The sequence below is a fragment of the Bacillus cereus group sp. BfR-BA-01523 genome (assembly GCF_022662615.1).
GTDB classification, from domain to species: Bacteria; Bacillota; Bacilli; order Bacillales; family Bacillaceae_G; genus Bacillus_A; species Bacillus_A mycoides.
Map to the genome: position 1 here is coordinate 1 of NZ_JAKUDX010000012.1, position 21,935 is coordinate 21,935.

Here is a 21,935-nt window from a genome sequence, read left to right on the forward strand (position 1 = left end):
CTTTTTGCTGCTCTTCTTGCTTACGTTTTTCTTCCTCTACTTTTTGCTGCTCTTCTTGCTTACGTTTTTCTTCCTCTGCTTTTTGCTGCTCTTCTACCTTCTTATCTTCTTCAACTTTCTTCTCATCTATTTTCTGTTCTTCCGATGCTTTCAGCTTTTCCTCTTCATCTTTACAAGCTGTTAAAACCACTACACATAAGCTCATAAGCAAAAATAATAATAATTTCTTTAACATTAAAAAATCCTCCTATATATACATTACAAATAATGACCTTTAATAGAATAACAAATATGTATAAACCCCTTTGTCGTAATTTGTCGTATACATTGGATTTTCCATGTAACACTACATGCTACAAATAGAAAAGAACCTGTCATATGACAGGTTCTTTTCGTTATTTATTAGGATACGATGATTAGCATGTTTACTATACAAGAGGAAGCATCCATATTTTCCATATGATACTTACGATTACTATAAGTACAAAATCAAACAAATCTAATCTCGGACCCTTTTTCATAGTCATGTCTAGCCACATATGAATCCATTTCATTTCCTTATATTTATGAATATTTTTCTTTGCGAATCGGTAAGTGAGCACTTGCATGATGTAAATTCCAATTACACAAATAAGCAATAAGATGAGAAATTCAAACACAAAATTCCTCCCTATTTTTGAAGCGTTCTTTCTACTATATGGTTCTTCAAAACCCATTCCTCAAACTGAGCACTTCCAAACTCCCAGCTCAAATCACGAGCATGTACAGAAAAAACGTAATAACCAGCATATTCGTCCATAAACCGACCTGTCTCTATCTCCTCTTTCTGAAGACCGTATACTCCAAAATTAAAATACACATCCCACACGTCTTCATGCTTCCTCTTATAAGCAATCGATTCCATATCACATTCAGTTCCGAAATAATCAAGATGTAAATGTACGCTATCATCGTATTCGTAATCCATTTTATCACCCCTTATATTTGTACTTCTTTATTACCCGAAAAATTCCTGCTATATACTCACATATGGGCACTTACCTACATATTATGCTTGTAGATTGACTTCTAGGAGGTGTCATATAGTGAAAAAATTAATAACCGTTTTTTGCATCATGTTACTAGCTGTTTTCACATTCGCTGCTTGTAGTAGTACAAAGGAAAGTACGAAAGAACAAGCTCAAAAAATTCGCGTTGGCGAAGTTACACACTCTCTTTTCTACGCACCATTATATGTTGGAATTGAAAAAGGATTTTTTAAAGATGAAGGCTTAAATATTGACTTACAAACAACAGCTGGCGGAGATAAAACGATGACCACCCTTTTATCTGGCGGAATTGATATTGCTCTCGTTGGTTCAGAAACGTCTATTTATGTTCATCAACAAGGAGCAAAAGATCCTGTCATTAATTTTGCGCAGCTTACACAAACAGATGGCACATTTTTAGTTTCCCGTAAAAAATTAGACTCTTTTAATTGGAACGACGTAAAAGGCGTTACGTTTTTAGGACAGCGTAAAGGCGGCATGCCGCAAATGGTTGGTGAATACGTTTTAAAGAAAAATGGCATTGACCCTCGCAAAGATACGAACTTAATTCAAAATATCGAGTTTGCTAATATTGCAAATGCCTTTGCATCTGGTACAGGAGAATTTGTACAGCTCTTTGAACCGACTGCAAGTATACTTGAAAAAGAAGGAAAAGGTTATATCGTCGCGTCTTTCGGAGCTGAATCTGGTACTGTCCCTTATACAACGTTTATGGCAAAAGAAAGTTTCTTAAAGAAAGATAAAGCTGCTGCAGAAAAATTCACGCGCGCACTATATAAAGCGCAGCAATGGGTTGATACACATAGTCCAGAAGAGATTGCCGATGCCGTTTCACCACTATTTAAAGACACTTCAAAAGACATTTCAGTAAAAGTAATTGAACGCTACAAAAAACAACATTCATATGCGACAAATCCATTATTAGATGATGTAGAATGGAAACAACTCCAAACGATTATGAAAGAATCTGGTGAATTACAAAAAGAAGTTCCACATGAAGCGCTCGTCAATACAAAAATTGCCGAAAGCGTTATTAAGAAATAGAGGCGAAGTGTATGAGCTTTTTACAAATACGTAACGTTTCTCACTGCTTTTTTGCAAAAGAAAATGCCAAACTTATTCTTGAAGATATGAGTTTGCAAGTAGAAGAAGGCGAATTTATTTCAATCCTTGGTCCAAGTGGTTGCGGAAAAACAACGCTCCTCTCCATCATCGCAGGGCTACTTGATCCAATTGAAGGTATCGTATTTTTAGATGGTGAACCGATTACAACTAAGACCCCCTCTATGGGCTATATGCTCCAGCAAGATTACTTGTTTCCGTGGAAAACAATTGAAGAAAATATTATGCTCGGACTTCATATTCGGAAGGTTTATGATGAAAATACGAAAGAACATACATTAAAGCTTTTAAAACAAGTCGGCCTATATGATATAGAACAGCAATACCCTCGTGAACTATCCGGTGGTATGCGCCAACGTGCTGCACTCGTTCGAACATTAGCGACCGACCCAAAAATATTATTGTTAGATGAACCATTTTCCGCTCTTGATTATCAAACAAAATTAAAACTAGAAGATCTCGTCTTCACATTACTACGTAACTATAAGAAAACATCCCTACTTGTGACACATGATATTGAAGAAGCAATTGCGATGAGTGATCGTATTTATTTACTGCAGGCGAACCCTGGAAAAATCGCAAAAACATTCATCGTTCCAGAAAGTATCCGTTCCTTATCGCCGTTAGAAGCACGCCACCACCATGACTTTCCATCCCTCTTCCAAGAAATATGGAAGGAGCTGGAACGACTTGGATAATATAAAACAACTACATGAACAGTTTCGAAAAAAAGAAAGACAACATGCATGGTTAGCTCGCTCTTTACAACTTGTACTTCTTGTTCTTTTCTTTGCAATATGGGAAATAGCTAGTAAAAAAGAATGGATTGATCCTTTACTCTTTAGCTCTCCTTCAAGTATTTGGGATCTCTTTTTAACGAAATGGATTGACGGTTCACTTTGGGTCCACATATGGACGACATTACTTGAAACAGGAGTAGGCTTCATTCTCGGAACTGTACTCGGAGCTATTATTGCTACTCTCCTTTGGTGGATGCCACTTTTGGCCCGCGTACTTGATCCTTATCTCGTCGTCCTAAATGCAATGCCAAAAGTTGCACTCGGTCCAATCATCATTGTTATTTTCGGTCCAAATATTTCATCCTCTATCGCAATGGGGGTAATCATCTCCATCATCATTACCATTCTCGTTATTTACAGCGCATTTCAAGAAGTCGATTCCAACTATATTAAGGTCATGGACACATTTGGCGCAAATAAATGGCAATGCTATAAGCACGTTATTCTCCCTTCATCTTTCCCTGCAATTATTTCAACGTTAAAAGTAAATGTTGGCTTATCATGGGTCGGTGTTATTTTCGGGGAACTCCTCGTTTCTAAACAAGGACTTGGCTATTTAATTAGCTATGGATTCCAAGTCTTTAACTTCACACTCGTCTTGCTCAGTGTAATGCTCACTTGCGTCCTCGCAACTCTTATGTATGTATTTGTCGAGGCATTTGAAAAACTCCTTATTGGAAAACGAAAAAAAAGCTGACTTAGAGCGATATGCTAGAGTCAGCTTCTTTCTCTTACCTTTTATCACACATTTTTGAATCATCTGCAATATTCCCATTAGCAACCGTAACTGTATGGAAACAATCTTTCACACGCACCGTAACGACATTATCTTTTCGATCAATAATATGATAATCATTAAACTCTTTATTTAATGCACTACGAATTTGCTCTCCTTCAAAAATCGGAAAACCGTGAGACATTACCCAAATGAGACCAGCAACAGCAAGAATCGTTTTCATACGTTTCATTACCTCCTCGAGAGTAAACTTATAGCCCCTATACTATGCGCATTATAATTGTGTCTAATTTGTGACGTTTTTATACTAATTCTATTTTAATGATTCAGTTCCTTCTTCTTTTTTAAAAAAAGACAGAATTTTCAATTTTATCAACATGAAGAAACGCAAAGAACTATAATTCTTCACGTTTTCCCTTGGCTAAAATATATCGAACACATAATTCGCATTAGTGTCCACTTGGTTGTTCTATCGTTTTCGAAACATCATATAATCCCGCTAACACTTCCGCTCTCATTTTTACAAGCTCGGGGAATTGATAGAAGAAGAGAATTTTTTTATATTTTAATTCTGTTCCTTCTTTCACCTTTTTTGAATCTTGTAAAATAAACGCTGTAAATGTATCCGCAATATCCTCTGCCACATTTGTCGTCCCATACAGTGAAACAAACTCACCATGCTTTTCCTTAAAAAATTCAATTTGAGCTTCTTCGCTTTCTTCCACTTTCTTTTCTGTCCACTCCTGGTCAATTGGTTTCCAGAAAGAATTATAAAATTGATTTATATAAGAGCTCTCCTTCGCACATCCTTCTTGTAAGAAAAGAGATTTACATTTATTTTGGTATGATGAAATATCTTTATCTTCTTCAAAAGCCTTTAAGTACTTTTCATTTACTGGTATTTGTTTATGTCCCAGCGTCAATACGTGAGCCGTCTCATGTATTAATGTTTTCATCACTTGATCGATATTTACTGCAGAATCAAGCGTATCTAAACTAATGGTCCACTCTTTCGGATACTCCATACTCGGCATAACATGAGCCACAATTCCATCGTATCCATCTGTTACCATATCAAACTCTTTTATGTCAGTGCGATACTTAGCAGGAATAAGCGTGCTATACATCTCCCATAACGATTCATGATAATCCCTATCTTGACGTTGCTTTAATACTTCTCCTTTCGCGTTCTTATCCTCCGCAAAAGCCTTATTCAATCGTTTGCGATCTAGTTTATCGAAATAAGGATCTACAATTTCATCACCATCGATATAATAAGAAGCTAAAAAGAAATAATTTTCATCATCCTTTTTTTTCATTTCTGCTTCTTTCATATCGTTACTTGAATGTCCTTCTAAATCATAATCCTCTAGTACTTCAAGTTCTGAAAGTCCATCTATCTTTTTATATACTTTTTGAAGTGTTTTATCACCTATTTGTGTGCATTCTTCTGTCGTTTCGCACACATCTTTTTTCTCTCTTTTCGAAGTTTGCTCCGACATATCACATCCAGCTACTAAGCCCGTTGAAATCATAAAACACATTAACTTGCCATACAGTTTCTTCATACGCACCTCCATTATTCCATTCTACAAAAATATCATAATCATTTTTTAACGAATATGCGATAATTAATTATAAAAGCTGTATGGAGGTTTCCCATGATTCGAGCAATCTTATTTGACTTAGATGGAACACTATTAGATCGTCGCCAATCTCTAGAGCAATTTATTCGCGATCAATATAATCGCTTCGCCTTTCATTTGATAAACATAGAAAAATTCGAGTATTGCTCTCGTTTTCTCGAACTCGACAATAATGGTTACACGTGGAAAGATAAGGTATATTCCACTCTCCTTTGCGAATACAACATTACCACTTTAACGCAAGAGCAACTGCTGCACGACTACATTACAAACTTCCAACATCATTGTATTCCTTTCCAAAACATGCATGAATTACTTCAACAACTAACTCAGCGAAACATTAAAATTGGTATTATTACAAACGGCTTTACTAAATTTCAGATGAGCAACCTTCGAGCACTAAACATACATACGTATACAAACACAATTTTCATTTCAGAAGCAGAAGGAATTAAAAAACCACATCCTGAGATTTTCGAACGAGCTTTGCAAAAGCTAAACGTAAAAGCAGAAGAATGCCTTTACGTTGGAGACCATCCAGAAAATGACGTAATAGGAGCTGAACAAATAGGCATTCTTGGCGTTTGGAAGAGAGATTCATTTTGGGGTGACTTTGAACATTCACGTGTCGTGGATGATTTATTGGAGGTTCTTTCATTTTTAGAGGTGGAGGTAAAAACAATACAATAGTAAATAAATTATATTAGCGATTTTTCGAATATATCGATTTACCAACAAAAAGAGGAGGCCGTTGTTCAAAAACGCCTCCTCTTCCTTTATTATTCATATACTGTAAACTGCGGTTTACTCGGGTGGTCTTTAACTAGCGCATCATCTGGAAACTTTGAAACTTTTTTATATAAAGCAATGTCACCGATACAACCTGCTGTTAGTAGAATCCCTAAAAATGAGAGTGGCTCCAGATTCATAGCTAATCCCAATACAATTGGTAAAATTCCAGTTGGTAAAAACGGAAGCATTAACACTGTCTTCATTTGCTTTACTGTAATCACCTGTTTAGAATGAGCATATGCAGCACCTAATTTCCAATTGACGCCCCATTTTAGTTCACTCCACGGAACATCTCCGATATAACGAAATCCAATTAAATGTATTGCCTCATGAATACAAACGAGAATAATCATTCCAATAATCAAAAGAAACATAATCGGCAATGTAATTTCAATTTGAAACTCGCCTGAAAAAAGCGCATGTAAATAACCAATTCCAATCGCCAGAGCGAATATTATAAAAAACGAATAAACATTTAATTTAACCATTGAAACAGAGACAGTTGTTTCTTTTCTGTTATCCACCTTTTCACCTCCTAAAATGTGAATATACCTTTACAAAATTGTATAATATACCCAAAATAATGTAAAGATATGTTTACATTTATTCTTGAACACAAAAAAAGAAACCGGCCACTTTACTTCGTAAAACAGCCGATTTCTTCTATATGTTTCATCGTACGCGCTAATACATCATCGCGCATAATAAAGCTAAATTTTCTATCAGTTTTAATATTATCAGGAATGTCTTTTAATAAAACAGACCCTTTCGTTTCTTCGTAATGCGTATGTTGCTCTACCGCACTAATTGTTGCAAAATAAATGTTTTTAATGATTATTTTGTCTTTTCCGGATACTTTGTATTGCCCTAAGTAAGTTAAATCAGAAACTATGCCGCCGGTTTCCTCATGAACTTCTCGAACTGCCGCTTCTTCCGGTGTTTCCCCGAGTTCTACTTTACCACCTGGAAATTCAAGACCACGGCGTAAATGATGCGTTAATAACCATTGATCCCCGTACCGGCATACAACCCAAACATGCTTTGGCTCAGGAGAAAATGGGTAACGTTCAAACGATAATTGTACAGTGTTGTGGTAATAATCTTTAAATTTGTACATGCCATTACTCCCCTATTGATGATTACAAGTTTTTCCTACCACAAATTGTAGCATATTCTCGCTTTTCTGCATAATATTATCCAATTACAATCCATTGATTATTCCCATTTGTGCGACTAATTCTTTCGTTTCATGATTCCCTAGATCATAAATCATTTTATATGCTTTTTGTAGTTGTTCATCATATCGATCATTATTCGAATCGTGATGATACTCAACGAATGGAACGTGGGAGCGTACATACGAACCTAAGTCCTCTTCATACGCTTGATCAAAATACTCTCTTAACTCCGTAATCTCTTCGTCATTTGCATAAATTTCAAAATTATACGTATCCGCCGTCTTCACTTGCGAAATTTGACCATTTCCAACTGATATATAATATGTTTTTTTATTCTCCATGTAACACCCTTCTTTCATCCTTTTAATTTCTATTGTTTTCATCAATTACAAAATTATGTAAAATAAAGAAAAGGAGGGATTTCATGCTCAAAATATTAATTATCGGCATTATAATCGTACTGACCATATTAGTACTCTCCGTTATGACGATTAATAAAGGCTATTCTTACAAACATTCGATTGATAAACCAGAAGATAACCCTTATACAAAAAACGGTAAAGAGCATTCATAATATACTACGTATTTTAATCGCACTCAGTGTCATCATCATATCCGCTATTAGTTTACTGACAGGTCAAAATAACTTTCACAATTTCTATTAAGAGCTTTAATGTTCCTCATTGCAATTGAGCAAATAAAGAAAAAGGATTCAGGAACAGGATTTATTTGTATTGTTGCTGGTGCTTTCATTTGGCTTGTTCTCATCATTACCTACATAGAATAGAAGGAGGGTTCTTTATGTTAAAAGGATTTCGAATTACTTTTTCACTTATCACTTTATCTATAGCAATCTATAGTTTTATCAGCGGCAACAGAGACATTATGCCTTACATGTTCATTTCCTTAGGCTTGATGGCTTTCACTATGGGTCTAGAAGAAATAAAGAAACAGCGACAATCTAGTGGCACACTTGCTTTCATAGCTGGCGCTGCTGCTTTATTACTTGGCTTCTCAGAAATATTTCGTTAAATAATCTGCTATCTTTTAAATGGAGGGTGATACAATGCTAAAACCATTTCGCATTATATCCGCTCTTATCGTCATCGCTCTAGCTCTATCCGGAATGTTTACAAACTCGCTTGTTATTATGCCCTATATGCTTATTGCTTTATCTATTATGACTTTCATCATGAGTGCAGAAGAAAAACAGAAACAAAAGAAAGTAAATAGTACACTCTCCTTCTTTTCTGGCGTATTCACTTTAATCATTGCTATTATAATTATTATCTCTAGGTAACTAATTCTTTCTACTTAAGGAGGGCTAAAATGCACATAAGACACTTACAACTAATTATCGTTTTTATTACTTTAATCTTATGCTTGTACAGCACTTTTACAATGAATTTCCAAATCTTTTCACCTATCATTTTATTTCTCTTTAGTTCATATGGCATTTTAGTAGGAATTGAGACCATTCAAAAGCAGCAAAAGCAAATTGGAGCTATTAGCATCGGTTTAAGTCTTTTTACGATTGTTTTTGTTATTCCGTTTATACTGTTCTTTTAAAGGAGGATTCCATGTTAAAAAACATTCGAATTATAATAGCAGTAGCTGCTCTTATTCTCGCTCTATTTAGCCTCTTTGCAAACCTCCCTATGCTTTTACCATTCGTATTTATCCTTTTAAGTATTATGTTTATCCTTTTTGGAATTGATGAAATAAAAAAGCAGCAAAAAGCAAAAGCATTTGTTTATTTTCTCGGTTCTGCCTTTATTTTATATGTTGGGGTGTCTAGTCTACTTTCATAAAAAAGAAGAGCAGATTTTGCTCTTCTTTAACTCACTACTTTCAATCCAATAATCGTCCCCATAATTCCAACGATACAAATAATCCGAAAAGCATTTTTCGGCTCTTTAAAAAATAAAATACCGACAACCGCTGCACCGAGCGTCCCAATTCCAGTCCAAACTGCATATGCAATTGATAACTGAATTTCTTGGAGCGCCATCGTTAAAAATTGAAAACTAATAATAAATCCACCTATTAAAATAATATTATTCGTCCAATTATTATCTTTTGTTACTTTCTTTATCCCAATTACACCGACAATTTCAAAAAGCCCAGCTATAATTAAATACATCCACGCCATTTTATTTCACCTCTTCCTTGTCGCCACTAAATTTCAATCCGATAATAAATAGTGCTAATAAACAAACAAGGAAAATTTTAATAAACGAAAATGGCTCTTTAAAATATAAAATATCTACTACTATCGTTCCCACTGTCCCAATTCCAGTAAATACTGCGTATGCCGTTCCAATTGGGATTCTTTTAGTTGCTTCAATTAATAGATGAAAACTAACTAAAATTGCAATAAGTGTCAAAATGCTCATCGAATTTGTTTTTAATCCTGTTGCCCAATATATTTCAATTAAGCCTCCAAATACTAAATACAGCCACGCCCTATTTGTACTAATCTCCTTTTTCTTTTTCACTTCTTCTTTTACCTCTTGTCGTGTTTCTTGCTTTAGCGAACTACGTTTCTTTTTCGGAAAAAAGATATACGACATCGCCCAAATAAAATGAATAATGAGCACCGATGTCCAAACACTGATAATAGTATTAACAGTTGCATTTTTATAAAAGCCTATTTGTTTATTCAAAATCCATTCTTTCATATGAAGAATATAAGATCCACTTGGTAACTCTTGAGCTGGTACAAGCCCTATTAGAAAAATAAATAAAAGCTGCGCAAGAATGAAAATGCCCACATGTTTATAAAAGTATTGCCGCTCTAATCGCGCGTGCTCCTTTCCATATAGCTTCTCTTTTTGCATAGCTGTCATTTATCTTCCTCCTTTTTCAAATAATAATCTACCATTTCATCTATATACTTCATTGTTTCCGAATCAAGTCCATATACTTTTGCAATCTCCCCCTCTTCAGGTCTAATTAATTCCCAATACTTATTTATTAATTGTTCATCTTCTTGAAATATATGCATGGAAAAAGCCACTACTTTCTCCGCCAATTGTTGAACTTCTGGTGAATCTACTGGTTCATTTATACGCTCGCGAATTTCTCTTAATACTTGCAGCCACTCTTTCGTTCTTTTATCGTTTTCTTCAAATGTTGGTAAGCCCTGAATAATCTGCTGCTCTTCCTCATTAAAATATCTTTTCCAAAATTTCTCCCTCTGATCAATTCCCTGTACTGATTTTATAAATAACATTAAATCTTCTGTTCTAAGCTCTCCTGTTAATTCAATGGAATGAAATGTTGTATATAGTAGCTTTTCTAAATCCTGTAATCTTTTTACTTCCCCTTGTATTGTTTGAATTTCATTTTGAATCGCATTTTTCCATCTTCCTTCTTCTGAAATCCCCTTTTCTTCTTTTAATACTTCTTTTATTTCTGAAAGCTTAAAACCAAGCTTTTTAAAAGTTGTGATTTGCTGCAATGTAATTACATCATCTTTTGAATAGTAACGATATCCTGAATCAGCAACATAAGACGGTCTTAACAATCCAATTTCCTCATAATATCTAAGTGTTCTCGTCGTTACATTCGTTTCTTTTGAAATTTCGCCAATGCTATACTTATCCATCATTTCCTCCCTTTACTTACTTTATTTATCCCTACTATAAACTTTGACGTATACGTTAAAGTCAATACTCTTCATAACATACATTTCTACAAATAAAAAAACTGCCCTTTCACAGGCAGTTTTTTTATTTGTAGGCAATAAGACTCTCACCCACTGATTAAAGTATCACTTTATCCAAACACTTTCTCAAGTTCATCTTTATCTTGGCTTAGCCAGAAGTTCATTAAGCGTTGTGCTCCTTCTAAGTTGTGAAGCTTCGCTTGGCCACATTGTGTTTCATTTGCAGCTGGAATTTCTGTAATTTGAACCGCATCTTTTAATGTTAGTTCTAATAAATCAATGATTTCACGAACTGTCGGTGTCCCGCTTACTACAAGATAATACCCTGTTTGGCAGCCCATCGGTGAAATATCGATAATATCAAAATGCGGATAACGATCAATATATTTACGTAAATTAAATGCTAATAAATGTTCTAACGTATGAATAACATCTGGTTTCATTGCTTGTTTATTCGGTTGGCAAAAACGAATATCAAATTTATTTACAATACCGTCACTACCTACATTATGAACTCCGCAATGTCTTACATAAGGCGCTTTTACAATTGTATGATCTAATTCAAAGCTTTCTACTGATGGCATATAACATCTCTCCCGCTTTTAATTTAATTCCGTTATATCCAATATGATATAACGGAAATCAACATTAGTAAAGAATTATGTACGGTCGTGCTATAATACTTTAAGACTATGCTGAAAAGGAGACCATTATGAAACAGATTTTTATCGGTATTATACGCTTTTATCAAAAGTTCATTTCTCCGATGACACCGCCAACGTGCCGCTTTCATCCGACTTGCTCTCATTATGGATTAGAAGCGTTTCAAAAACACGGTGCCTTCAAAGGATTTTGGCTTACATGTAAGCGTATATTAAAATGTCACCCTTTCCATCCAGGAGGATTTGATCCTGTCCCAGATAAAAAGGATGACAAAGTAAATTCTTAATTTTCGTAACCATTTACAACTAAATCTAATTTTCCTGTGTCAGGATCTATAACAAGACCGTGAACAGGTACTTCTTCCGGAAGTAACGGATGGTTGCGAAGTATTGACACACTATGTTCTACACTTTCTTCTACACTAGAGAACCCTTGTAGGAATCTTTCTAAATCGATTCCAGAATAACGAAGTGTATCTAATTTCTCTTCTGTTACGCCGCGCTCTTTCATTTTCTCAATTGTACTGCTTGCTTGAATTTTTGCCATACCACAATCATGATGACCGACAACACATACTTCGTCAGCTCCAAGCTCATATACAGCGACTAAAATACTACGCATAATACTTCCAAACGGATGTGAAATAACAGCGCCTGCTACTTTAATAATTTTCACATCACCGTTACGCATATTCATTGCTTTCGGTAATAATTCAACAAGACGAGTATCCATACAAGAGATAATTACCATCTTTTTGTTTGGAAATTTCCCTGTTTCATACTCTTCGTATTTTTTCTCTTCAACAAATTTTTCATTGTATTGTAAAATCTCTTCTAATGACTTCATAGTAAAGAACCCTCTTTTCTCTCATTTACACTACATATATAGTGTACCAAAATTTGAAAAACTCAAAAAGGATATTGCTTTATAGTAAAAATAGGATATTTTCAGATAATCGACATAATTCTTTCAAAATATACACACACCTTTGTAACAAGTCTCACATACTTTAAACGTTTTTTCACTATAAACTGATTGTAGATAATGTAAAAAAGGAGTGAATATTTATTATGTCCGACGTTCTGTTACTAAGTCGTTTTCAATTTGCAATTACTATTTTTTATCACTTTTTATTTGTACCTTTGACAATCGGACTTGTTATTTTAGTAGCATGTATGGAAACTCAATACGCCCGCACATTGAATCCAACATACCGTAAAATGGCAAATTTCTGGGGAAAACTCTTTACAATTAACTTCGTAATGGGGATTATAACCGGAATTACGATGGAATTCCAATTTGGAACAAACTGGTCTGAGTACTCCAAATATATGGGGGATATTTTCGGATCACCTCTCGCAATCGAAGCACTCGTTGCCTTCTTCTTAGAATCTACTTTCATGGGAATATGGTTATTCGGTAAAGACAAAATCTCACCAAAGTTCCGTGCTTTCTGTATGTGGATGGTTGCACTTGGAACAAATATTTCTGCCCTTTGGATTATTACAGCAAACGGCTTTATGCAAAATCCTGTTGGCTATGTAGTACGTAATGGCCGCGCTGAATTAAATGATTTCTGGGCTCTTGTTACAAATCCATATGCATGGAATATGTTCTTCCATACTGTAATTGGTTGTTATATTGTCGGTGCTTTCTTCGTTATGGCAATTAGTGCATATCACTTACTACGTAAAAATGAAGTGGAATTCTTCAAAAAATCATTTAAGTTTGGCTTAATGTTAGGGTTATTCGCAGCAACAATTACACCATTTATGGGCCATCAATCTGGTGTATCAGCGGCTAAGTATCAACCAGCAAAAGGAGCTGCAATGGAAGCTGTTTGGGACACTGGAAAAGGACAAGGCTTCTCAATCATTCAAATTCCTGATGTGAAAAATGAAAAGAACTTTGAATTCCTTACTATTCCAAAGCTCGGAAGTTTCTTCTATACAAACTCATTTGATGGAGAAATTGTTGGTTTAAAAGATATTCCGAAAGAAGATCGTCCAAATGTTAACCTCGTGTACTATAGCTTCCGCTTAATGGTTGCACTTGGCATGTTCTTTATGGCATTAACTTGGTACGGTTTCTATTTAAACCGAAAAGGAAAACTAGAAAACTCAAAACGTTATTTAAAAATTACAATGTGGTCTGTCTTACTTCCATATATCGCAATTAACGCCGGCTGGATTGTCGCTGAAGTAGGTCGTCAACCATGGACAGTTTATAAACTAATGCGTACAGCAGAATCTGTGTCACCTATATCAGTTCCACAAATTTGGTTCTCATTAATTAGTTTAATATTGTTCTACACTTTACTCTTAATTGCAGACGTATACTTAATGCTGAAGTTCGCGAAAAAAGGACCCGCTGCATTAGAAGAACCTGCTACTGAAGGAGGTACAGCTCATGTCTCATGATATGCTTGCAATTATCTGGTTCGGTTTATGGGGCGTAATTTGGACAGTTTACTTCATTCTTGATGGCTACGCACTCGGTAACGGAATGATTTTCCCATTCGTTGCGAAAGACCGACAAGAACGAAATCAATTACAAGAAGCTATCGGCCCGTTCTGGGGTGGTAATGAAGTATGGTTAATTACAGCTGGTGGCGCAACATTTGCTGCCTTTCCAGTCACATATGCAAATATGTTTAGCTACCTATATACACCACTATTTTTAGTATTACTTGCACTATTTGCTCGTGCCGCTGGACTTGAATTTATGCATAAAGACGATTCACCAATTTGGCAAAAAACTTGTAAATGGGCGTTTACAATTGGTAGTTTCCTAATCGCCTTCTTATTCGGTGTTACATTCGCTAACCTGTATTACGGGCTGCAAATCGGAAAAGATGGTTATGAAGGAACTTTACTTAGCTTACTAAACCATTATGGTATTTTAGGTGGTCTTCTCTTCACTGCTATATTCGTCGTATCTGGTTCCCTTTGGATTATGATTAAAACAACTGGCGAAGTATCTGATCGTGCTTATAAAATTGCAAGACCATTTTCAATGGCAGCTGCTATCATTTTAGCTATCTTCTATGTCGCAACTGCAAATCGTACAAATTTATTCCAAAACTTCACGGAATATCCTGTACTATTCATTCTTCCAGTACTTGCAATGTTAATGAGTGTACTCACACTTATTATGGTGTACAAACATAAAATCGGCCTTGCATTCACATTCGTTTGCTTAACAATCGCAATGTTTATGACAACTGGTTTTGCAGGTATGTTCCCAAGAATGTTACCATCTCGTATTAACGACGCTTATAGTACAACGTTATACAACGCAGCTGGTAGTCAATTAAACTTAAAAATTATGTTCTTCGTTGCAATCGTCATGGTACCAATCGTTATTGGATATCAGCTTTGGAGCTACAGCATATTTAAAAATAAAATTCATAAAGACTCTGCTAAAGGATATCACTAAAATAAAAAAGACACTTCGAGCGAAGTGTCTTTTTTATTTTACGTATGATTTTCGATAAGATGTTACATTTCTAATCTAACAACTATGATAAAGAAGAATCACTAACAGCTCACAACTAAATTGTATCACAGGGCAAGCACATCATTTTATGCAATTTTACATATAAAAATTATAACGTAGATTGAATTACTTGGTCATACACATCGTTATCCGTTACATCTGCCGTACTAATACCACTGAATGTCCTCACATTTAATCCGGTATTTGAAGATCCCGATCCATTATAAGCTTTCGTTTTTTCAATCGGATGCACATTATATTTATCACCTAAATTAATTGTTCCGTTACAGTTTTCAATAATAACACCTTCAACGACTGCCGGCATTTTTTCACCTACTTTCATTTCGTTACTTTTATTTTATGAACATCGCCTAAAAAAATAGCATGTTTCAATAAGAAAAAGCACTCAAATTGAGTGCTTTTTCTCTAAGCATTAATGGCAAGTTTGGAGACAGTTGACTTCTTCAAAATTTTATTAGGGGTAATATTTTGAAAAAGAAAGCCTTTCATATGTAGCTTAACACCACTGGAATATATAGTAAATTGATAATCTTTATACGGAAGATTGCTAATGTTTAGTATAGATAGTTTGCACTACGTTAATAGTGGAAATTATCTATACTAAGAAACAAAAAGACGCCTTTCAAGAAGACGTCCTTTCCCCTGTTTATATATACCCCATCCCGCTTTTTGTAAACACACACTAGAAAACAGAATCATGAATTGTTACAAGATTGTTAGGTACAAAAAGAGTAGAGGTAAATATTAATATAAAATTCTGCTTTATAGCGTGTATCCACAACTTATATTTTAATCCTCTTCCCTTGAAAATAAACATAATATGCATAATTACATACCAAAAAGAAAAAGACACTCCACAGAGTGCCTCTTCAACCATTTTACTTTTAATATATAGCTTTGAATACATTTTACCATATTTAACTATATCGTTTGTTGAGAAAATTCGAAATCGTTATTTTTTTATCAACATCTTCAAAATCATGTAATATTAAGGATGCAATAAAACATTATACAAATTGAGGTGTACTATATTTATGTATTTCGGAATTATTCCTCTTATATTGTTTATTATTTTTCTTATTTCTTACTTAAAAGATCCACGGAAAATAATAAACGGTTTTTTATTCAATGCCTTTTTCTGCTCTTTCCTTATTTTTTGTACTATTACATCCTATGATTCAGGCAATACTACCCTGCATTCAATCATATTGCTACCTATTTTAGCACTTATCATTATGATTCCTTTTGGTATTATCGCTTTAATGTTTGGGTTATTTCTGAATGCTAGAATTTTAATGAAACGAGAAGGAAGACGTTTCACTAACTGTTTAACACTCATTGCTGCTTTAGGTATTTTATTCTTTATGTTACTCCCTATTATAAATCCAGCAAGTTTGTTCTCATCACATTTCCAGCCTATTTTCGCTGGTATTTCTCTTATAAGTGTATATTTCTTTATACACTTATCTAACTTCTTAACTGCTTATTTTTTATACCAATTCAACAGACCAAGGCGTAATCAAGATTTCATCATCGTTCTTGGTAGTGGCTTAATTAATGACAAAGTGCCACCATTACTTGCAAGTCGTATTAATAAAGCGATCGACTTCTATTGGAAACAAGCCGCTGTGAATACACCACCAACAATCATTTTCTCTGGTGGACAAGGTCCAGATGAAGGCCTTCCTGAGGCGGAAGCGATGCAAAATTACGCTGTTGAAAAAGGAATTTTGCTTGAACATACAGTACAAGAAAATCGCTCTGTAAACACATATCAAAATATGTTGTTCTCTAAAGAAATTATGGATTCTTTAAAGCCTGAAGGTAAATATAGAAGTATTTTTACAACGAACAATTTTCACCTTTTCCGCGCTGGTATATATGCAAGACAAGCTGGTCTTAATAGCCAAGGAATTGGATCCAAAACTGCATTTTATTACTGGCCTAATGCAATGATTCGTGAATATGTCGCAATTATTGTGATGGGACGTAAACGTCATATGAAAGTTTGCGGAACGGTTTTAGGATTTGCTTTATTCGTATCCGTGCTTAGTTTTATTGTTTCTTAATAACTAAAAAAATGCCCCTTTTTCATGAAAGAGGGGCATTTTTTAGTTAAATAATTAACATAAACGCATACAGAACATTAATAATTCCAAAAACAACTCCTATGATAGCAAACACTTTACTAGTCCCTGTCACCTTTTTATTTAAACCTAATATAGAAAAAACGATAGCTATAAAGCCAACAAGTCCCCACAATTTAATAAACCAAGATATTAATCCTGTTATAAAACCAACTAATGAAAACACCTCTATATCACTATTTGAATGACGATTTACTGGATTTCCCTTAACTGTTGCATAACTAAGACTCTCTCCACACTGTCCACAAAACTTATTACCATCGTTCGTTTCATTTCCACATTTCGCGTACAGTATCTCACAGAATCCCTCCTTAAAATCAACGTCCAAGTGTACATATCCATACTGTTCATTCCCACTTGTTTATATCAAATTATGACCACTCACTTATCAGCTACAGGCGTATTTAAATTAATAATATGGTGATAATATCCCCTGCATACATCCATTAAAGGAGAATTTTTTCAAATTAAATGTTAAAATGGAATTTAGGTGTGAATTACGTAACAAATAAGAAACTAGTTTGAAACGAGGAAATTACATGAAGAAAATTGTCAAGAGTAAGCCCAATAAGCTGAAAATCGCTTCAAAAGCTTTGATGATTATTATTGGGGCATTTATCACAGCGTACGGATTAGAATCGGTATTAATTCCAAATAACGTATCAGACGGTGGTGTGACTGGTTTAAGTATCGTTAGTTCAAGATTATTTGGATTGCCATTAGGAGCTCTAATCGCAGTTATTAACATTCCTTTCGTTTGGTTAGGATATAAACAAATTGGTAAAAGTTTTGCAATTTATTCTATTATCGGGATTGCTTCATTAGCAATAGGTACCGTTGTCATGCACGGAATACCAATTATTATTGAAGGTGATACATTACTCGTTACAGTTGTTGGTGGTATTATTATCGGTTTCGGTATGGGACTAGCATTACGTAACGGCGGCGCATTAGATGGAATCGATATGCTAGCTGTATTACTTTCTCGTAAGTTACCTTTTGGAACAAGTGACCTTATTTTATTCTTAAATATGTTTGTCTTTATTTTTGTTTCAACAGTATTTGGTCTTCAAGGGGCTATCCTTTCGGCAATTGCTTACTTTATCGCTTCGAAAGTGATTCATATTGTTGAAGTTGGTTTAAGTGGTTCGAAAACATTTAAAATCATCACGAAAGAGCCTGAATTAATGGTAGAAACAATTCGCGATCGTTTAGGCCGAAGCGCAACATACAATGAAGTTTATGGTGGTTATTCAAGAGAGAAATTCAAAGAAATATCTTGTGTAATTAACCGTTTAGAAGAAAGTAAAATGAAGGACCTGATTAATGAAATCGATCCTAATGCCTTTATTACAGTTTATGACGTAGCTGAAGTAAAAGGCGGTAACTTTAAGAAACGTGATATTCATTAATCATTATGAAAAAAGAGGGTGTGCCAAAATTTTGGTGCAGCCTCTTTTTATTATTAAGTTGCGGTCGTTGTCAGTTTTTGTCGGTAAGTCGATATATTCCAATAATCGCTGATATATTTTTACTTCCCCCCTCTTAATCCACTCTACGTATTTTTGAAAAGCGTTCACTTCATGTTGAAAGCGAAGCGGAATATATAGAAAGAGAGTACATGTACATAGTATCCATAGAATACCAACTACAAAGTGAAATTTCATCGTTGTACTAATAAACAAACTGAGGAATAATACGAGGAACATGATTAAACTAAATCTTTTATACATAGTCATAATATTCCCTCCTTATTCATTAATTGTACCAGCTACAAGGAATTAATTCCCATAATAAAAAGACCGAAAAGCAAATTCCACTTTCCGGTCTCTATACTATCTTCTCTTCATAATTTTCCCTGAACCGCCAACCCTTGTTTTCGGGGGCGACGTATTCTTTGGTGGGGTTTTAATGGATGATTTCGGCTGCACATCAGATCCACTCGAGCCACCCGGATTTTTCGTAATTTTCCCTTTGCTTTCGGTAGAAGGCGGTGGCGTCGTTTTACTTCCTTTTTCCGTAATACTTCCTTTATCACCTACAGATGATTTCGGATCTACATTATCGCCTCGCTTAATAATAGATCCTTTCCCTTCCTTCGTAATTGGAGGCGGGGTTTTCTTTTCTTCTTTCGTAGGTGGTCTTTCCGGGATAACCGGTTTATGATTTTGTCTGTCATTATATCCGCGATAATCACCGTATGATGATTTTCGTGAACCGAATATATCGTTTAATATACTCCCCATAATATATCCTTGTAAGAAGGATGGTTGGTAATTTTGACGGACAAATTCTTCATTGCTTATTTCAATTAACGTATCAGATGGTTTCTCTTTATCCTTTTGTAAATTATACATTTTATCAGAATAAACGAGGAACATTTGATTTTCGTCTTCTTTAGATGCTTGCTTCGGTTTCCTTTCGGCTATAAGTTCCTTTGCAACTTCAGGAACTGACCGATTGGCGGCCCTATACACGTAAGATTCTTGTTTACCATCCTTTGCGACAGACTCTAGTGGGTAACGGTCCTGAATTGACTTCGCCTGACCACTTTGACAGCCCGATAAAGCATAACCGGCAATAACAAGTAATGTAACGATAGCAAGTATAGGGATCACGAACGATTTAATCATGGTAAACAATCGGTTTGACATGATTACGCCCCCCTTATGTTGCTCTTATGATTTGTACATCAGCAGGAATAATTACTTCTCCCTCATACATCATTGTGCGACCATTTTGCCATTCAACACGTAATAATTTGCGGTTATCAGATTGGAATTCCCATACGTACTGTTCTTCTGAAGCAGCGAATGGTGTTTTCCCCATAACAACAACACGTCCATTATATTGTTCTTCCATATGATACTCTATATCATCCATTTCAATCGTCGTCGGAATTTCATCGATTGAATCTAAACGACCATCAATCGGTGTATACAATTTGTAATACGTATTTTCACGGTCTTCGATTTTCAAATAACGAATATCTTTCCCATCCTGCAAAGTTAAAACAATCTCTTTGCGAGAATGCATGCTCGTTTTCCCAGTTAATTCGTACATGACTAACGAGACTTCAATCATATCGCCAGGAGCCAACGTTAAAAGACTCTTTTCTGGCTTCGGCGGCTCCGGGCTTTTCATTATATTTTTAATACGTTTAAATAAACTCACAATCTACCCCTCCTTTTCTCTTTATAAACAAGCACCTAAAATAAGTGCACCAACGATATGTAATGAACCAGCTAACAACGCATGTGCTACGCTGCCTTCTTTCGTTCCTTCTTCTAAATCTAAACCAGACATTTTCTTTAACACAAACTCAATGAACATTTCTACAATTAATAAAATAACGAATGAAACTGCTGAGGCAAGAAGCGCTTGCCATAAGTCATTCGCTTTCGTAATCGATTGTGACAAAATGTACCCTTGCGCAAATAATTTCATAACGAAACGCGTTGTCACTGCTGTATTTCCATTTTTCATTTCTTTTAAATCATTGTATTTTGTAAAAATCGAATCAACCCACATAATTGCAAATAAAAGTACCGCACTCGCTCCAGTCCATACAAGCATAGCTAAAACATTCATCCACGTCATTACAAAACCTCCTCTAAAAAAGTAAGAGAAAACCGACATGAATTCTCTTCAGACATGTCGGTTTCTTTGTCTATTCTATATTATTTCTCGTACTGCTTCATAATACGAGCTAATTCATCGTCAACAACAGAATTTTTGTTTAAGCTTGCGAATTCATCATCTAACGACTTTTCTTTCTTGTAAATTTCACCGCTTGCTTCTGCTTCAGCCTCTAATTGAAGTGCTTTCTCTTCCATACGGCTTAAACCAGCTTTTGCTGAATTTGAATCAAATCCAGACATCGCCTGATTAATATTCTTTTGTGCCTTCGCTGCATTTACACGTGCAACAAGTGTTTCACGTTTATTTTTCAGCTCTGTTAATTGCTTACGCATTTCTTCTAGCTTAAGACGAAGGTTATCAGCAGCTGCTTTGTTTTGCTCATAGCTCGCTTTATACTCATTCATCTTTTGCTCTGCATTTTGTTTTTCTTCTAAAGCACGGCGCGCAAGATCTAAGTTGCTAGCTTGAACAGCCATATGAGCTTGCTCTTCACGTTTTTTCACAAGTGCTTCTTGCTCTTCAAATAATATTTTGAATTTCTTCTCAAGTGCGATTTGAGCTGCTACACTTTTCTCAGCTTCTTGTACATCCGCTTGCATATCGCGTAAATATTGATCCGTCATCTTAACTGGATCTTCAGCTTTTTCAATTAATGAATACACATTCGACATTGTTAAATCTCTTAATCGTTTAAATACAGACATCCAAATTCCTCCTATGATATACCTCATATTTCAAATTCACTACTTGGAAAATTAAAAATCTCCCTTTTCAGTAAGAATATTCATTTTTACAACCTATGTGTTTATTATAACAAAACTAAGATGTCCTTACATGTTATTTCCAAAATACAACTAATATAATATGACATTCCAGATATAATATTGTATTCCTACTATATCCTTATTATTTCTGCCTCCAAAATTAACTTATTTTTGCGCGATTTCACTAAATTACATAATTGTAATGTT

At 35.0% G+C, this 21,935-nt stretch carries 32 protein-coding genes and 3 pseudogenes; 15 read left to right on the forward strand and 20 right to left on the reverse strand.

The window, feature by feature from the left end; genetic code table 11:
- The 3 genes and pseudogenes from MR066_RS22120 to MR066_RS22130 all read right to left on the reverse strand — a co-directional run.
- Positions 1-235: pseudogene (locus tag MR066_RS22120) on the reverse strand (YwbE family protein); the annotation flags it as partial.
- A 193-nt stretch (positions 236-428) separates the two neighbouring features.
- On the reverse strand, positions 429-659 hold the full coding sequence (locus MR066_RS22125) for a hypothetical protein (protein ID WP_002034470.1): 231 nt from the start codon (positions 657-659) through the stop codon (positions 429-431).
- 11 nt (positions 660-670) lie between these two features.
- Complete coding sequence (locus tag MR066_RS22130) at positions 671-967, reverse strand: DUF3986 family protein (RefSeq protein WP_002034469.1); 297 nt, start codon at positions 965-967, stop codon at positions 671-673.
- A gap of 118 nt (positions 968-1,085) precedes the next feature.
- Between MR066_RS22130 and MR066_RS22135 the strand changes: the two genes are divergently transcribed.
- Genes MR066_RS22135 through MR066_RS22145 form a run of 3 tightly spaced genes read left to right on the forward strand, consistent with a single transcriptional unit; the run spans position 1,086 to position 3,668 of the window.
- Positions 1,086-2,093, forward strand: a complete 1,008-nt coding sequence (locus tag MR066_RS22135) for an ABC transporter substrate-binding protein (RefSeq protein WP_242248524.1) — start codon at positions 1,086-1,088, stop codon at positions 2,091-2,093.
- Between the two features lie 11 nt (positions 2,094-2,104).
- Positions 2,105-2,869: an ABC transporter ATP-binding protein gene (locus MR066_RS22140; protein WP_002034467.1), complete on the forward strand. Its 765-nt coding sequence runs from the start codon at positions 2,105-2,107 to the stop codon at positions 2,867-2,869.
- Positions 2,862-3,668 carry an ABC transporter permease gene (locus MR066_RS22145; protein ID WP_033709532.1) on the forward strand — a complete coding sequence of 269 codons (807 nt, stop codon included), beginning with the start codon at positions 2,862-2,864 and terminating at the stop codon, positions 3,666-3,668. The genes MR066_RS22140 and MR066_RS22145 overlap by 8 nt, the downstream gene beginning before the upstream one ends.
- A gap of 34 nt (positions 3,669-3,702) precedes the next feature.
- On the opposite strand, the gene MR066_RS22150 is transcribed toward MR066_RS22145, so the two are convergent.
- Positions 3,703-3,930 carry a hypothetical protein gene (locus MR066_RS22150; protein WP_002129567.1) on the reverse strand — a complete coding sequence of 76 codons (228 nt, stop codon included), beginning with the start codon at positions 3,928-3,930 and terminating at the stop codon, positions 3,703-3,705.
- Positions 3,931-4,156: 226 nt separating this feature from the next.
- A complete protein-coding gene (locus MR066_RS22155) occupies positions 4,157-5,275 on the reverse strand; it encodes a recombinase family protein (RefSeq protein WP_242248525.1) in 1,119 nt (372 codons plus the stop codon).
- A gap of 93 nt (positions 5,276-5,368) precedes the next feature.
- On the opposite strand from MR066_RS22155, the gene MR066_RS22160 reads away from it, so the two are divergent.
- On the forward strand, positions 5,369-6,043 hold the full coding sequence (locus MR066_RS22160) for an HAD family hydrolase (RefSeq protein ID WP_242248527.1): 675 nt from the start codon (positions 5,369-5,371) through the stop codon (positions 6,041-6,043).
- 89 nt (positions 6,044-6,132) lie between these two features.
- On the opposite strand, the gene MR066_RS22165 is transcribed toward MR066_RS22160, so the two are convergent.
- From MR066_RS22165 to MR066_RS22175, 3 genes are all read right to left on the reverse strand, one after another.
- Positions 6,133-6,669, reverse strand: coding sequence for a DUF3267 domain-containing protein (locus tag MR066_RS22165; protein WP_201053234.1), 537 nt, complete (start codon positions 6,667-6,669; stop codon positions 6,133-6,135).
- A 113-nt stretch (positions 6,670-6,782) separates the two neighbouring features.
- On the reverse strand, positions 6,783-7,262 hold the full coding sequence (gene mutTA, locus MR066_RS22170; RefSeq protein ID WP_002015736.1) for an antimutator 8-oxo-(dGTP/GTP)ase: 480 nt from the start codon (positions 7,260-7,262) through the stop codon (positions 6,783-6,785).
- Between the two features lie 84 nt (positions 7,263-7,346).
- Positions 7,347-7,664, reverse strand: coding sequence for a hypothetical protein (locus tag MR066_RS22175; protein WP_002089150.1), 318 nt, complete (start codon positions 7,662-7,664; stop codon positions 7,347-7,349).
- An 83-nt stretch (positions 7,665-7,747) separates the two neighbouring features.
- On the opposite strand from MR066_RS22175, the gene ytzI reads away from it, so the two are divergent.
- The 6 genes and pseudogenes from ytzI to MR066_RS22205 all read left to right on the forward strand — a co-directional run bounded on the left by ytzI (position 7,748) and on the right by MR066_RS22205 (position 9,134).
- Positions 7,748-7,897, forward strand: a complete 150-nt coding sequence (gene ytzI / locus MR066_RS22180; protein ID WP_242248529.1) for a YtzI protein — start codon at positions 7,748-7,750, stop codon at positions 7,895-7,897.
- Positions 7,890-8,110: pseudogene (locus MR066_RS22185) on the forward strand (DUF3953 domain-containing protein). The gene ytzI and the pseudogene MR066_RS22185 overlap by 8 nt, the downstream one beginning before the upstream one ends.
- A gap of 14 nt (positions 8,111-8,124) precedes the next feature.
- Complete coding sequence (locus tag MR066_RS22190; RefSeq protein ID WP_242248531.1) at positions 8,125-8,355, forward strand: YczI family protein; 231 nt, start codon at positions 8,125-8,127, stop codon at positions 8,353-8,355.
- A gap of 34 nt (positions 8,356-8,389) precedes the next feature.
- Positions 8,390-8,623 carry a hypothetical protein gene (locus MR066_RS22195; RefSeq protein WP_242248532.1) on the forward strand — a complete coding sequence of 78 codons (234 nt, stop codon included), beginning with the start codon at positions 8,390-8,392 and terminating at the stop codon, positions 8,621-8,623.
- Positions 8,624-8,652: 29 nt separating this feature from the next.
- Positions 8,653-8,892, forward strand: coding sequence for a hypothetical protein (locus MR066_RS22200; RefSeq protein WP_242248534.1), 240 nt, complete (start codon positions 8,653-8,655; stop codon positions 8,890-8,892).
- An 11-nt stretch (positions 8,893-8,903) separates the two neighbouring features.
- Positions 8,904-9,134, forward strand: coding sequence for a YczI family protein (locus tag MR066_RS22205; RefSeq protein WP_242248536.1), 231 nt, complete (start codon positions 8,904-8,906; stop codon positions 9,132-9,134).
- A gap of 26 nt (positions 9,135-9,160) precedes the next feature.
- Here MR066_RS22205 and MR066_RS22210 read toward each other — a convergent pair whose 3' ends face one another.
- From MR066_RS22210 to luxS, 4 genes are all read right to left on the reverse strand, one after another.
- Positions 9,161-9,475, reverse strand: a complete 315-nt coding sequence (locus MR066_RS22210) for a DMT family transporter (protein WP_137076407.1) — start codon at positions 9,473-9,475, stop codon at positions 9,161-9,163.
- A 1-nt stretch (position 9,476) separates the two neighbouring features.
- Positions 9,477-10,172, reverse strand: a complete 696-nt coding sequence (locus MR066_RS27245) for a DMT family transporter (protein ID WP_080448092.1) — start codon at positions 10,170-10,172, stop codon at positions 9,477-9,479.
- Positions 10,169-10,933, reverse strand: a complete 765-nt coding sequence (locus tag MR066_RS22220; RefSeq protein ID WP_215588551.1) for a MerR family transcriptional regulator — start codon at positions 10,931-10,933, stop codon at positions 10,169-10,171. Before MR066_RS22220 ends, MR066_RS27245 begins: the two co-directional genes overlap by 4 nt.
- A 170-nt stretch (positions 10,934-11,103) precedes the next feature.
- The gene (gene luxS, locus MR066_RS22225; RefSeq protein ID WP_242248538.1) at positions 11,104-11,577 is read right to left on the reverse strand and encodes an S-ribosylhomocysteine lyase LuxS; all 474 of its coding nucleotides are present in this window, start codon (positions 11,575-11,577) and stop codon (positions 11,104-11,106) included.
- A gap of 128 nt (positions 11,578-11,705) precedes the next feature.
- Here luxS and yidD point away from each other — a divergent pair, with 128 nt between their 5' ends.
- Complete coding sequence (gene yidD / locus MR066_RS22230; RefSeq protein ID WP_002112460.1) at positions 11,706-11,942, forward strand: membrane protein insertion efficiency factor YidD; 237 nt, start codon at positions 11,706-11,708, stop codon at positions 11,940-11,942.
- On the opposite strand, the gene MR066_RS22235 is transcribed toward yidD, so the two are convergent.
- Complete coding sequence (locus MR066_RS22235; protein WP_002089163.1) at positions 11,939-12,502, reverse strand: beta-class carbonic anhydrase; 564 nt, start codon at positions 12,500-12,502, stop codon at positions 11,939-11,941. The genes yidD and MR066_RS22235 overlap by 4 nt on opposite strands.
- A 224-nt stretch (positions 12,503-12,726) precedes the next feature.
- Between MR066_RS22235 and cydA the strand changes: the two genes are divergently transcribed.
- A complete protein-coding gene (cydA, locus tag MR066_RS22240; protein ID WP_002164910.1) occupies positions 12,727-14,076 on the forward strand; it encodes a cytochrome ubiquinol oxidase subunit I in 1,350 nt (449 codons plus the stop codon).
- Positions 14,066-15,094: a cytochrome d ubiquinol oxidase subunit II gene (gene cydB, locus MR066_RS22245; RefSeq protein WP_242248539.1), complete on the forward strand. Its 1,029-nt coding sequence runs from the start codon at positions 14,066-14,068 to the stop codon at positions 15,092-15,094. The genes cydA and cydB overlap by 11 nt, the downstream gene beginning before the upstream one ends.
- A gap of 169 nt (positions 15,095-15,263) precedes the next feature.
- On the opposite strand, the gene MR066_RS22250 is transcribed toward cydB, so the two are convergent.
- Positions 15,264-15,497, reverse strand: a complete 234-nt coding sequence (locus MR066_RS22250; RefSeq protein ID WP_088040298.1) for a spore germination protein — start codon at positions 15,495-15,497, stop codon at positions 15,264-15,266.
- Between the two features lie 712 nt (positions 15,498-16,209).
- Between MR066_RS22250 and MR066_RS22255 the strand changes: the two genes are divergently transcribed.
- On the forward strand, positions 16,210-17,244 hold the full coding sequence (locus tag MR066_RS22255; protein ID WP_242248541.1) for a YdcF family protein: 1,035 nt from the start codon (positions 16,210-16,212) through the stop codon (positions 17,242-17,244).
- 46 nt (positions 17,245-17,290) lie between these two features.
- On the opposite strand, the gene MR066_RS22260 is transcribed toward MR066_RS22255, so the two are convergent.
- A complete protein-coding gene (locus MR066_RS22260) occupies positions 17,291-17,650 on the reverse strand; it encodes a zinc ribbon domain-containing protein (RefSeq protein ID WP_242248543.1) in 360 nt (119 codons plus the stop codon).
- Positions 17,651-17,861: 211 nt separating this feature from the next.
- On the opposite strand from MR066_RS22260, the gene MR066_RS22265 reads away from it, so the two are divergent.
- Entirely contained in the window at positions 17,862-18,734 is an 873-nt protein-coding gene (locus MR066_RS22265) for a YitT family protein (protein ID WP_012261882.1), read from the forward strand.
- A gap of 126 nt (positions 18,735-18,860) precedes the next feature.
- Here MR066_RS22265 and MR066_RS22270 read toward each other — a convergent pair.
- The 5 genes and pseudogenes from MR066_RS22270 to MR066_RS22290 form a co-directional block, all read right to left on the reverse strand.
- A pseudogene (locus MR066_RS22270) lies at positions 18,861-19,061 on the reverse strand (hypothetical protein); the annotation flags it as partial.
- A 96-nt stretch (positions 19,062-19,157) separates the two neighbouring features.
- On the reverse strand, positions 19,158-19,976 hold the full coding sequence (locus MR066_RS22275) for a DUF4247 domain-containing protein (protein WP_242248544.1): 819 nt from the start codon (positions 19,974-19,976) through the stop codon (positions 19,158-19,160).
- A gap of 13 nt (positions 19,977-19,989) precedes the next feature.
- Positions 19,990-20,496: a DUF4178 domain-containing protein gene (locus tag MR066_RS22280; RefSeq protein ID WP_016092500.1), complete on the reverse strand. Its 507-nt coding sequence runs from the start codon at positions 20,494-20,496 to the stop codon at positions 19,990-19,992.
- A 21-nt stretch (positions 20,497-20,517) separates the two neighbouring features.
- A complete protein-coding gene (locus tag MR066_RS22285; protein WP_002089172.1) occupies positions 20,518-20,922 on the reverse strand; it encodes a DUF350 domain-containing protein in 405 nt (134 codons plus the stop codon).
- 80 nt (positions 20,923-21,002) lie between these two features.
- Positions 21,003-21,668: a PspA/IM30 family protein gene (locus MR066_RS22290; RefSeq protein WP_002015754.1), complete on the reverse strand. Its 666-nt coding sequence runs from the start codon at positions 21,666-21,668 to the stop codon at positions 21,003-21,005.
- Positions 21,669-21,935 lie beyond the last annotated feature (267 nt).